9 protein-coding genes and 2 pseudogenes are annotated in these 12,518 nt (G+C 69.1%); all 11 read right to left on the reverse strand.

All coding sequences use genetic code 11. The annotated features are described in order from the left end of the window. Nucleotides 1-30: 30 nt before the first annotated feature. Nucleotides 31-1,507, reverse strand: a pseudogene (locus BJF85_RS02580) (potassium/proton antiporter). A 143-nt stretch (nucleotides 1,508-1,650) separates the two neighbouring features. Then, nucleotides 1,651-2,310: a response regulator transcription factor gene (locus BJF85_RS02585; protein WP_075845604.1), complete on the reverse strand. Its 660-nt coding sequence runs from the start codon at nucleotides 2,308-2,310 to the stop codon at nucleotides 1,651-1,653. Continuing rightward, a complete protein-coding gene (locus tag BJF85_RS02590) occupies nucleotides 2,307-3,824 on the reverse strand; it encodes a HAMP domain-containing sensor histidine kinase (RefSeq protein ID WP_083665869.1) in 1,518 nt (505 codons plus the stop codon). Before BJF85_RS02590 ends, BJF85_RS02585 begins: the two co-directional genes overlap by 4 nt. 488 nt (nucleotides 3,825-4,312) lie before the next feature. Continuing rightward, nucleotides 4,313-7,543, reverse strand: a complete 3,231-nt coding sequence (ileS, locus tag BJF85_RS02595) for an isoleucine--tRNA ligase (RefSeq protein WP_075845605.1) — start codon at nucleotides 7,541-7,543, stop codon at nucleotides 4,313-4,315. 284 nt (nucleotides 7,544-7,827) lie between these two features. Then, on the reverse strand, nucleotides 7,828-8,235 hold the full coding sequence (locus BJF85_RS02600; RefSeq protein ID WP_139320428.1) for a hypothetical protein: 408 nt from the start codon (nucleotides 8,233-8,235) through the stop codon (nucleotides 7,828-7,830). 202 nt (nucleotides 8,236-8,437) lie between these two features. Continuing rightward, nucleotides 8,438-9,667, reverse strand: coding sequence for a WXG100 family type VII secretion target (locus BJF85_RS02605; RefSeq protein WP_075845607.1), 1,230 nt, complete (start codon nucleotides 9,665-9,667; stop codon nucleotides 8,438-8,440). A gap of 32 nt (nucleotides 9,668-9,699) precedes the next feature. Further along, nucleotides 9,700-9,999, reverse strand: coding sequence for a hypothetical protein (locus BJF85_RS02610; protein WP_075845608.1), 300 nt, complete (start codon nucleotides 9,997-9,999; stop codon nucleotides 9,700-9,702). Beyond that, entirely contained in the window at nucleotides 9,996-10,373 is a 378-nt protein-coding gene (locus BJF85_RS02615; protein ID WP_083665856.1) for an SAV_915 family protein, read from the reverse strand. Before BJF85_RS02615 ends, BJF85_RS02610 begins: the two co-directional genes overlap by 4 nt. Before the next feature lie 166 nt (nucleotides 10,374-10,539). Beyond that, nucleotides 10,540-11,160 carry a hypothetical protein gene (locus tag BJF85_RS02620; protein WP_075845609.1) on the reverse strand — a complete coding sequence of 207 codons (621 nt, stop codon included), beginning with the start codon at nucleotides 11,158-11,160 and terminating at the stop codon, nucleotides 10,540-10,542. A gap of 97 nt (nucleotides 11,161-11,257) precedes the next feature. Further along, a pseudogene (locus BJF85_RS02625) lies at nucleotides 11,258-12,162 on the reverse strand (DivIVA domain-containing protein). A gap of 49 nt (nucleotides 12,163-12,211) precedes the next feature. Further along, nucleotides 12,212-12,481: a YggT family protein gene (locus BJF85_RS02630; RefSeq protein ID WP_075845637.1), complete on the reverse strand. Its 270-nt coding sequence runs from the start codon at nucleotides 12,479-12,481 to the stop codon at nucleotides 12,212-12,214. Nucleotides 12,482-12,518 lie beyond the last annotated feature (37 nt).

The raw sequence follows: 12,518 nt of genomic DNA on the forward strand, positions 1-12,518 counted from the left end.
CCATTGTCCACCCCTGCGGACGCAGGCGACTCAGTCCCCTGACTCGCCCTTCCACTTCGCCAGCGGACCGGCCCGGTCGACGGCGCGGATGCGGCGTTCGGCGGCGGCCTGCGCCTGGGTCGTGGTGATGATGAGCATCCGGTCACCGGCCTGCAGCCGTGTCCGCGAGTCCGGCGTGAAACTGCTGCCGTCCCGCACGACGAGGCTGACGCCAGCACCCTTCGGCAGCCGCAGTTCCCGCAGGTACACGCCGTGCAGCCGCGAGTCGCCGTGGATGGAGACCTGCAGCAGCACGGCGCCGAGCTCGTCGAGCGGCGCGGCGTCGACCTCGATCTCCTGCGGTTCGGAGGCGCTGCTCAGACCGAGGAGCCTGGCCACGGGGCCCAGCAGTGCGCCCTGGACCAGCGTGAACACGATGACGATCACGAACACCGCGTCCAGCAGGCGCTGCGCACCGGGGACGCCCTGGGCCAGCGGGATCGTCGCGAGCACGATGGGCACCGCGCCGCGCAGGCCCGCCCACGACAGGAACACCTGCTCGCGCCACGGCAGCCGGAACGGCAGCATCGACACCAGCACCGAAGCCGGCCGCGCCAGCACCAGCACCACGCGCCCGCGACGAGACCCGGCACGATGCTGTCGACGAGCCGCTCCGGCGAGGCGAACAGGCCCAGCAGCACGAACAGGCCGATCTGGGCGATCCAGCCGAGCCCCTCCGCGAACGAACGTGTGTCGGCGCGGTGCGGCAGGTTGGCGTTGCCCAGCACCAACCCGGCCAGGTACGTCGCGAGCAGGCCGGACGCCTCGGCCAGCTGCCCGGCGGCGAAGGCCACGACGCACACGGCGAACGTCGCCAGCGGGTACAGGCCCGTCGCGGGCAGCGCGATCCGGCGCATCGCCTGGGCGCCGAGCCAGCCGAGCGCCAACCCGATCGCCGCGCCCGCCACGAGCTGGTACACGACCTGGAACGGCAGCGACCAGTTCACGGCCGTACCACTCGCCAGGATGATCACGGCGATGTAGGCGGGCGCGTCGTTGAGACCGGATTCGAGTTCGAGCGTGCCCGACAGCCGCCGGTTGATGCCCGAACCCCGCAGCATGGAGAACACGGCGGCCGCGTCCGTACTGGCCAGCACGCGCCCCACAGCAACGCGACCTGCCAGTCCAGGGCCAGCAGCCAGTGCAACGCCGCGCCCGTCACCAGCACCGTGACCACGATGGCCACTGTGGACAGTGCGATGCCGGGACCCAGTGCGGGACGGACCGATTGCCACCGCGTCGTCAGGCCGCCCTCGGCCAGGATCATCACCAGCGCCGCGATGCCGAGGCTCTGCGTGAGCTCCGGATTGTCGAACTCGACGCCGAGTCCGTACTCTCCGATCAGGACGCCGATGCCGAGGTAGATCAGCAGCGACGGCAGGCCCAGCCGGATCGAGAAGCGGACCGCGAACGCGGACGCGAGCAGGACGACGGCACCCAGGCCCAGGATGATCGGAAGCTCATCCATTCCCGTGCCCCTCACTCGCCGGTCGACGTGGGGACACGGTAATGGACACGCAGGACACGGAGCCGCCCGGCGGCTCCGCCGGGGTCACCGGGGTTACCGAGATCACCGGGTCACCCGGGGTCACCGGACGGCCGGCGCCGCGGTCATTCCAGGCGGTAGCCCATCCCGCGCACGGTGACGATGCGGTCCTGGCCGATCTTGCGCCGCAGGGTGCGGACGTACACGTCGACAACGTTCGAACCGGGGTCGAAGTCGTAACCCCACACGTGCGAGAGCATCTGCTCGCGGGACAGCACCTGGCGCGGATGGCGCAGGAACAGCTCCAGCAGTGAGAACTCGCGCGCGGTCAGGTCGACCATGCCCTCGGGTGTCTCGGCGCGGCGGGTGCGCAGGTCCAGGGAGAGGTCCTCGTGCCGCAGCACGGTGACCTCGGGCCCGCGTTCCGACGAACGCAGCCGCAGCCGCACCCGCGCCAGCAGCTCCTCGAACCGGAACGGCTTGGTCATGTAGTCGTCGGCGCCGCCCTCGAGGCCGGCGACCGTGTCGTGCACCGTGTCCCGCGCGGTCAGGATCACCACGGGCACCTGCACGTGTGCCCGGCGCATCGCCTGGAGCACCGCGAACCCGTCGCGTTTGGGCAGTCCGAGGTCGAGGACGACGAGGTCGAACTCCCCCGCGACGATCTGGGCGAGCGCTGCATCCCCGTCGTCGACGACCGTGGTCGTGAACCCGTTGGCGCGCAAGCCCTTGTCGATGAACGACGCGATGCGTGCCTCGTCCTCGGCGATCAGGATGCGGCTCATTCCTCTCCTCCCCGCAACGGCAACTCGAATCCGAACGTCGCACCCTGCCCCGGCTGCGACAACACGCGCACCTCTCCGTGGTGGGCCACGGCGATGGCCTTGACGATGGCCAGGCCGAGCCCGGCGCCGGTGCCGTCCCGCGCACCCGATTCGCCGCGGACGAAGCGGTCGAAGATCCGCGCCTCGTCGCCCGGCGACAGTCCGGGGCCGCTGTCGGTGACCCAGAACGATACCGTCTCCGGCCCGATCGACGAGCCGATGCGGATCGCCGCCCCCGGTTGCGTGTGCTGCACGGCGTTCTGCGCCAGCTGCACCATCGCCTGCGTGACGCGCTGGGCGTCCACATGGGCATCGCCCTCGCCCATGGCCTCGAGCGACCAGGCCCGCGGTGCGATCGCCCGTACCTTGGCGTCGATGTCGCTCGTCAGCTCCGGCACCGACGTCCACTCCGGACGCACGAAGTCGGGCTGCTCGGCCTTCGCCAGCAGCAGCAGGTCGTCCACGATCCGCGCCATGCGGTCGAGTTCGTCGGTGCACAGGCGGACGACCTCGGCCCGTTCCTCCGGGTCGTCACCCATCAGCTCGAGGTGGCCGCGCACGATCGTGATCGGGGTGCGCAGTTCGTGGCCGGCGTCGTCGAGGAACTGCCTGCGCGTGTCGAAGGCCCGTTCGAGCCGGTCGAGCATCGAGTTGAACTGGTCGGCCAGCGCCGCGATGTCGTCGCGGCCCTGCACGCGGATCCGGCGGGTCAGGTCGGCCTCGGTGAGCCGGGCGGCGGCCTTGCGCACCGTGTTGACCGGGGCGAGGATCTGCCCGGCGACGATCCACGACACCCCCGCGGCCAGCACGAGCGCGACCATGCTGATGACCGCCAGCGTGCGCACGGTGTCGTTGGCCTCGGAGCGGGCCTCGTCGACGAAGTAGCCGCTGACGAACCACGCGTTCGGCTGGTCACCGCCGCCGCGGGGCAGCACGTCCACCCGCAGCCAGCGCAGCTCACCGGCGGTCGTGTCGACCGTGCCGCTCGTCTGCGGCGCCTCGACGATGCGGCTCAGCACCTGGTCGTCGAGCTGCACGTGCCGCAGCGACTCGTCGGCCTGCTGCAGCGAGTTGAAGTTGCCCTCCCCGGCCGCCTCGATGCCGAGCAGCACCTCGGCGCGGTCCGGGTACTGGCTGCTCAGATGCCGGTCGAACAGGTCCCACGTGTCGGCGACGGCCTCGCCCGTGGCCGGGTCGGTGCCCGCGGCGGCGAACTGGCGGAACTCCTGGGAGTCCTGCGCCAGGCCGGAGTTGACCCGCTGGTCGATGGCGCGGTACTCGAACTCGGCGACCAGCACGACGACGGTCGCCAGGCCCGCGGTCATGACGAGGACCAGCCAGCCCATGATCTGCACGCGGGCGGGGATGCGCGTGCCCCGCTGGCGGCGCGGCTTCTGCGCGGGGGTTTTGGCGGCGGGCTCGGTGGGCCGTTCACCGGGGACGGGGTTCTCCTGGGTGACGAAGACGTCGGGCATCAGACACCGCACCGGCCTGGCCGGGCGGGCCGAGCCGCCCGGTCAGTCGTCATCCCAGTCATCGTCATCGTCGTCATCGTCGTCGTCCCAGTCGTCGTCGTCCACTGGCGGCGGTGGTGGGACGACATCGCGTGTCGGCTTCGGTTGCGGTTCCGGCTGCGGCTGCGGCTGTGGTTGCGGCTGCGGCTTCGGTTCGGGCTTCGGTTCGGGTTTGGTCGTCGACTCGTCCCGTGACTCCGACGGCTCGGTCTGCGAGTCTCCGACCCCCCGATCCGCACCACCGGGGCCTCCGACGGCGGCTGGTCGGGGCTGCGCAGCAGCAGAATCACCACGATCGCCGCAGCGGGCACCGCCAGCACGGCGACGAGCGCAAGCGCTCGCGGTGTCAGTTTCATGGGCTCCACCTTCCTCTCGGACGACGAAACCCGGATGAGCCGCAGATGAAGGAGTCCTCATCCTGGCCCATCCGGGTCGTCGGCGCGAGCAGGTCAGGCGTCCCGCGTCGCCACCGCCACCCGAACGGTGTCGCCGTCGCCGACGGTGCCGGCGGACCCGTCGGACTCGGGCACGGGTGCGTACACGACCTCGACCGCCAGCGTCTCGGAGGCCAGGAACTCCTCGTGCGCGGCCGCGGCCTTGGCCACCGTCTCCGGCGCGTCGACGGTGAGCGCGATGCGGTCGGCGACGTCGAAGCCGGCGTCCCGGCGGGCCTGCTGCACGACGCGCACCAGGTCACGGGCGACGCCCTCGGCGGCCAGTTCCGGGGTGACGTCGGTGTCGAGCAGCACCAGCCCGGAGCCGCCGGGCAGCTCGCCCGCGACGCCGTCACCGGAGGCGACCAGCCTGCGCTCGTACTCGCCCTCGACGAGCTCGATGCCCGCCGCGACGACCGCGCCTTCGGGGGTGGTCGTCCAGTCGCCCGCCTTGACCGCCTTGATGACGGTCTGCACGTCCTTACCGAGCCGCGGTCCGGCGGCCCTGGCGTTGACGGCCACCTCGAACCCGCCGTGCGCGGCGACGTCCGTGGTCAGCTCGACGGACTTGACGTTGACCTCGTCGGCGACGATGTCGGCGAACGGGCGCAGCGCCTCCGCGTCGTCGGCGGCCACGACGAGGGAGGCCAGCGGCAGCCGCACACGCAGCTTGTTCGCCTTGCGCAGCGACAACGCCGACGAGCACACCTGACGCACCCGATCCATCGCCGTGACCAGCGCGGCGTCCTCGGGCAGCGTCGTGACGTCGGGCCAATCGGCCAGGTGCACCGAACGGCCGCCGGTCAGCCCGCGCCACACGGCCTCGGTCGTCATCGGCAGCAGCGGCGCGGCCGTGCGACACACCACCTCGAGCACGGTGTGCAGGGTGTCGATCGCGTCCTGGTCGCCGGCCCAGAACCGGTCGCGCGAGCGGCGCACGTACCAGTTGGTGAGCACCTCCAGGTAGTCGCGCAGCGTCGCGCAGGCGCCCGCGACGTCGCAGTCGTCGAGCGCGGCCTGCACGGCGGCGACCAGTTCCCGCGTCTTGGCGAGGACATAGCGGTCGAGCACGTGCCGCGAGGGCTGCTTGCAGGCCCGAGCCATCGCTTCAGCATCGGTGACCGATGTTCCCTCGACGCCCTCGGCCCGCGCGTACAGCGCCAGGAAGTAGTACGAGTTCCACAGTGGCAGCACGGCCTGGCGCACCGCGTCGCGGATGCCCTTCTCGGTGACGACGAGGTTCCCGCCACGCAGGATGGGGCTGGACATGAGGTACCAGCGCATGGCATCGGAGCCGTCGCGGTCGAACACCTCGTTGACGTCCGGGTAGTTGCGCAGCGACTTCGACATCTTCTGCCCGTCGGAGCCGAGCACGATGCCGTGCGAGACGCACGTGCGGAACGCCGGCCGGTCGAACAGCGCCGTGGCCAGCACGTGCAGCGTGTAGAACCACCCGCGGGTCTGGCCGATGTATTCGACGATGAAGTCGCCCGGATAGTGGTGCTCGAACCAGTCGGCGTTCTCGAACGGGTAGTGCACCTGGGCGTACGGCATCGACCCGGAGTCGAACCACACGTCGAGCACGTCGGGCACGCGGCGCATGGTCGAGTTGCCCGTCGGGTCGTCCGGGTTGGGGCGGGTCAGCTCGTCGATGTACGGCCGGTGCAGGTCGGCGGGTCGCACCCCGAAGTCACGTTCGAGCTCGTCGAGCGAGCCGTAGACGTCGATGCGCGGATAGTTCGGGTCGTCCGAGGTCCACACGGGGATCGGCGTGCCCCAGTAGCGGTTGCGGGAGATCGACCAGTCGCGCGCGTTCTCGAGCCACTTGCCGAACTGGCCGTCCTTGACGTGCTCCGGGTACCAGGTGATCTGCTGGTTCAGCTCGACCATGCGGTCCTTGAACCGGGTGACCGCCACGAACCACGACGACACGGCGCGGTAGATCAGCGGGTTCCGGCACCGCCAGCAGTGCGGGTAGCTGTGCTCGTAGGTCTCGTGACGCAGCAGGATCGCGCCCTGCTCGGCGGCCGAGCCGGTGCCGTTCTTGAGGTCGCGGATGATGTTCGGGTTGGCCTCGAACACCTGCTGACCCGCGTAGTCCGGGACCTGGTCGTCGAAGCGGCCCTTCGCGTCCACCGGGGTGACCGGCGTGATGCCTGCCGCGTCGGTGACGACCTTGTCCTCCTCACCGTAGGCCGGCGCGATGTGCACGATGCCCGTGCCGTCGTCGGTGGTGACGTAGTCGGCCGACAGCACCCGGTGCGCGTTCTCCCGGCCGGTGAAGTACGGGAACGGCGGCGCGTAGCGGGTGCCGAGCAGGTCGGAGCCCTTGTACCGGGCCACGACGGACGGCTGTTCGCCGAGTTCCTTCGCGTAGGCGCTGACCCGAGCCTCGGCGAGCACGAACCGCCTGCCCTCGGCGTCGGCGACCTGGACGTAGTCCACGTCGGGGTGCACCGCGGTGGCCAGGTTGGACGGCACGGTCCACGGCGTCGTGGTCCAGATGAGCAGGTAGCTGCCGTCGAGGTCGGAGTCGTTGCCCTCTGAGCCGTTGCCCTCGATGCGGTAGCCGACGGTGACGGCGGGGTCCTGCCGCGACTGGTAGACGTCGTCGTCCATGCGCAGCTCGTGGTTGGACAGCGGGGTTTCGTCGCGCCAGCAGTACGGCAGGACGCGGTAGCCCTCGTAGACCAGGTCGGAGTCCCACAGCTGCTTGAACGCCCAGATCACCGATTCCATGTAGGTGACGTCGAGCGTCTTGTAGTCGTTGTCGAAGTCGACCCAGCGAGCCTGGCGGGTGACGTAGTCCTGCCACTCGTTGGTGTAGCGCAGGACCGATTCGCGGCAGGCGTCGTTGAACGCGGCGATGCCCATGTCGTCGATCTGCGACTTGTCGGTGATGCCGAGCTGCCGTTCGGCCTCGAGTTCGGCGGGCAGGCCGTGGGTGTCCCAGCCGAAGCGGCGTTCGACCCGCTTGCCGCGCATCGTCTGGTAGCGGGGAACGATGTCCTTGACGTACCCGGTGAGCAGGTGGCCGTAGTGCGGGAGCCCGTTGGCGAAGGGCGGGCCGTCGTAGAAGACGTACTCGTTGTCGCCGTTGGTTCCGGCGTCCCGCGCCTCGACGGTGGCCTGGAAGGTGCGGTCGCTCTCCCAGTAGTTCAGCACGTCCCGCTCGAGGGCGGGGAACGACGGCTGGGAGGGAACCTCGTCGGCGGGCTGGTTGCCGACGGACGCCTTGGGGTACATCCGGTGTGCTCCTCGCGGAAAAGTCCGTGTTGCCGTACGGGCCTGAATCGGCCCACACGGGGACGAACCGGCGCCGTCAGGCGCACGTTCCGCGGTACCACCCCGCTTGCCCACGCGCAGCTGCGCGGGCCTCTCGTTCGGCGGCTGTGACGGGCCGCTGCCGTCCGGTTCTACTGAGGCTGACGCCCGTTCTTCCGGAAGCTCCCCGGTGATGGCCGGATCAACGCCGTGTGTCCAGGTTAACGCCTCCCGCGAAACCCCGACGACCAGGCCCTACCGCGACGTCACGGCGGGCCGATACCCACCTCGCCGATCTGCAACACCCGATGCGCCTCCGGCGTGATCTCCGCACCACCCGCCAACGAATGCCGAATCCCGTTGAACACCAAGTCCCACAGGAACGGGTTCTCCCGGAAGTCATTCAGGTCATGGTCGATCGTGCCACCATCGCGATCACGAAGGATGAGCTGATGACTACCGACCGTCCCTCTGATATCGATGGACACGAGATCGTACGTTCTGACCGACCCGTGCCTACCGGCGTCGACCCAATCCGCACCCGCCGACATCCGGTCGCCTCGAGGCATGAACCAGAACAGCACCCCCACCGCGACGACGAAAACCCAGAGCTGCCACGTCCCGAGCCAGTCCATGCCGGATCTGAGAAACAGGAACCCGACCAGGACGATCACTGCGGTGGCCGCGTAACCCCAACTCGTGGCGCGCGTGCTGTACGTCCACTCCAGCACAGGACTGGGCCCGGTCGGCACCTTGCCCGACCGGAACGGCTGACGCCGCCACCCCTCGTTCCGATACCCCGGAGCACGCGGCGGACGCGGCTCACCCGTCTCCGCGTCCGGCTTCGGCGGCAGCTCAACGGTCACGGCGATACTTCTACCAGTTACCGGTGACGAACCTGGAGAAGCGCGACAGGTCGAAACCGAGACCGCCGACGTCGTCGGTTTCCGACGCGACCTCGATGGCTGCCTTCACGTCGTCGCTCGCGGCGTTCTCGATGAGGAATCCGGTGCCGGTTGCGGCGACAAAACCCACAACAGCTCCGGGCACACCGCCCACCGCGCCACCGGCAGCGGCTCCTGCGACGATGCTCCCTCCGGTCGACAGGACGGTCACAGTCGGATCTTTCCCGCTGGCCAGGTCGGCAATCATGCTGCCACCCCCGAGTGCAGTTCCCAGCACCGGCAGCTTCGACAACAACGGCTTGGCACCCGACAGATACTTCGCATTGGCCGGGATATACCGGCCAAGATTCGCCGTGAGCGCACCTCGAACCGGCTTCGGCAAGCCGTTCAGCCATCGGCCGAACTTCCTACTGTTGGCCTGTGCTGCGTGGACGTTGGCCCTGGATGTCGCCATCAACCCGGTCATCATGTACCTGGCCTGGGTCTGCGCACCGTGCTTCATATCGCCCGCAAGCTCGCCGAGGTGGGACCCGAGCTGGCGGAAATGTGAGGCGTGGGTCTTGAAGCTGTTGTGCGCAGCAATGTGCGCCGCCGCCAGGCCGGTACCGAAGTCGGGCACGTTGATGTACCACTTCTCACCGACGTTCTCCAGGTAGTCGAGCAGCAGGTTCTGCGAGTCCGTCTCGATCTTCCTGGCCTCGGTGACGACCACTCCGGCCTCGGCATAAGCCTTGGCCTTCTTCATCCACGCCCCGTAAACCTCCCATTGGGCGTCGAAACGTTCCTTGTCGGCGCCGCTGACCGCGCCGCTTTTGGGGTGCCGGTGCGGAGGGTCCGGTTTCGCCGGCGGCTCGCCGGGCTCCTTGATCTCCTTGTCGGTGACGGTCAGCCCGCCCTCCCTCGCGATCTCGACCGCCTGCTCCATGCGGGCCTTCGTCGTATCGATGTCGGCGGCGTGCAGGTCGATCGCATTGGCCAAGCCGCCATAGCCACCGCTCAGCTCGTCAATTTTGGGCGTCAAGGAGCCCATGCTCCGGCGGAACGCGCGGGCTCCGCCACCTTCCCACCCGTCTTCGGAACGCTCCGACGCCTTCGTGACGTCGTCGTGCCGGTTGGATACCGCACGGCCGGTACGGCGCAGCCAGCGCGCCAGCGAGCGCATGCTGTCCGGCTTCGCCTCGACCTCGATGTTCAACGACATGGCTACCCCCTCGATAACCACTCAAGGCAGCGTCAAACCGGTCGGCTGCCGCCTGCGCCGGGCTTCGGCAGGTGGTCGACCGACCACAGCTCCTGCGCGTCGTACTCGGTTCGACTCTGCTCCACGGAGTCACCGATCGAATGCAAGCCGGCGACCAGTTGACTCGACTGCTCGGCCAGATGCGCGACCACCGCGGCGATCGCCGCGCTCGGCTCACCGGCTTCCACCTTCTCGGGAGGATCGTCCGTGTTGGTCAGGTTTTCGGCCGCCATATGGAATGCCCTCGACACCTCACCGATCGTCTCGGCTTCGACGCGATAGCCACCGCTCATTGCTCGCCCTCCCCGTACTCGCCGTGCTGTCGGATCTCCGGTGCAAGGGTCATGTCCCACAGCACGAGATCCGCTCCGACCTGAACCTGGAGCTCTTCCAGTGCGGCGGTGTAGAACGCCGTCCACGGCTGGTCCTCACCGCACCCGTCGACCAGCGACCTCAGCGAGGAGTACACCAGCAGGGCCGTCGTGTCGCCCTCCAGTTCACGCAACACCACGGACAGGTCGCCGCCTCGCAGCGGCGCAGCCGTCGGAACGTAGACGACTTGCGGCGCCTCCTCGGTCATCTCCGCACCAAGTACCGGTCGCGATACCGCGACCGTGACCTCCGGCTCCACCGCGGCCGCCTCGGTGCTGTACCGCGGTCTACGCACAGTGAATCCCCTCCCCCGAGGTGAGAACTGTCGACAGCCCAGTAGAGCAACCGTCGGCTCACGATACGACGCGGAACGACACAGCTCACCCGCGTGGGGGAAGACGACGAGCGGGGTTTCTTCGGGCGCTGCCGGCGCGGCCGTGCTCAGCGCGGTCGGCGGTGGGTCACGCCTCGGCGCGTTCGCGGCTGCGGCGGGCGAGGGTGGCGTCGGGCCAGCAGCGGCCGCACGGGCTGAAGCCCAGTTCGCGCGCCTCGCGCACGGGCAGCGGGATCGTCTCGCGCGTTTCGAGCCACGTGCATTCGGTGAGGTGGTAGCGCGGCCGCTCGTCGACGACCACCACTTCATCCTCGAGCACGGCTACCGCGCGGACGTCCTCGGCGGGGGCCTGTTCCTCGGCAGGTTCGGCGTCCGGGTCGGCCAGCTCCCCGGAGGCGCCCATCAGCTCGGTCGACTCGACGGCGAGGACCTCGTCGAGCTCCTCGTCTGTCTCGGCGGAGTCGGCCGAATCGGCGTCGGCGTCCGAATCGGACGTGTCGGCCTCGTCGGTGGTGTCAGCCTTGTCGGCTGCGTCAGCCACGTCACTGCCCTCGGCGTCCTTGGTGGCCGCCGCCCCTGCGGCGGCCTTCGCGGCCTTGCGGCGACGCCACCAGTCGATCAGCAGCAGAATGCCGGCGACGACGGAGACGCCGAGCGAGATCCACGCCCACAGCGAGTCGGCGGTGATCAGGGCGGCGACCACGAGGCCGAGCGCGCCCAGCACGAGAATCAGAACGATGTAGAGCACAGTGAATTACAACACGAGACAGAGCGAGACGGTTCCGGACCCTTCCGCAGGGTGCCGGAACCGTCTCGCTGAGTGAACACGATGTGCCGTCGGCCGGTCAGCCGGCCTCGGCGCGCGGACCGAACGAGTAGCCCTGGCCGCTGCTCGACGAGCTGCTGCTGCCGGAGCTGCTGGAGCTGCTCGAGCTGTCCGACGAGGACGTCGAGGCCGACGCCGGTGCGGCGGAGCCGCGGTCGTCCAGCTCGCGCAGCTGCGACTCCAAAAAGCCCCTGAGCCGAGTGCGGTACTCCCGCTCTATGGTGCGCAGCTCCTCGATCTTCTTGTTGAGCGCGCCCTTCTCGGTGTTCAGGTTGTTCATCGTCTCGGTGTACTTGCGCTGCGCCTCGCGATCCAACGTGGTCGCCTTGTCGCGCGCCTGACGCTCGAGCGTCTCCGCCCGGGTCCTCGCGTCGTTGAGCATGCTCTCGGCGCGCGTACGCGCCTCGTTGACCATCGAGTCCGCCTTGGAGCGGGCGTCGGAGAGCAACTGCTCGGACTTCGTCCTGGCCTCGGCGAGCATGCCGTCGGACTCGGTCTTGGCCTCGGCGGTCAGCCGGTCGGCCATCTCCTGGGCCAGGCCGAGCACCTTCGCAGCCTGGACGTTGGGCTCGCCGTTCTCTCCGCCGAGCAGGCCCGCGGCCGTGGCCTGCGTCTGCTCGGTCGACGACGGGGGCGGCACCGGGGCAAGCCGCCGAGAGGGGGCCTCGTCACGCTGGGGCGCAGCGGCTGCGCCGCGGAGGAGGCACCGGCCTTGGCCGACTCCAGCTCCCCGCGGGTCGACTCCAGCTCGGCGTCGAGCTGCTCCACCTGCTGGCGCAGCTCGTTGTTGTCCTCGATCAACCGGGCAAGTTCAGTCTCCACCAGGTCGAGGAACGCATCCACCTCGTCCTCGTTGTAGCCCCGCTTGCCGATGGGCGGCTTGCTGAACGCGACGTTATGCACGTCAGCAGGGGTCAACGACATCAGATCACCTCACGCACTCCATGGGCTGCAGGACGATCCGGGTTCCCCGTCACCCGGGTAGCGCCAGTTGCATCAGTATGAACACAACCAACAGCAGCACCATAATCGATAGGTCCAGCCCCACGCCGCCTATCCGCACGATCGGAATAATCCGGCGGACAGCCTTGACCGGTGGGTCTGTCACTGTGTAGATGCTCTCGACCGCGACCGCAACCCCTCCCATGGGTCGCCATTCGCGAGCGAAAGCCCGTACGAGCTCGACGACGATCCGCGCCGTGAGCAAGAGCCAGAAGACAAAGAGCAGCCAATAAAAGACCATCCGGACCGCATCCACGCCGACACTCTAGCCACAAGGG

This window comes from Saccharomonospora sp. CUA-673, assembly GCF_001942305.1.
GTDB lineage: Bacteria > Actinomycetota > Actinomycetes > Mycobacteriales > Pseudonocardiaceae > Prauserella.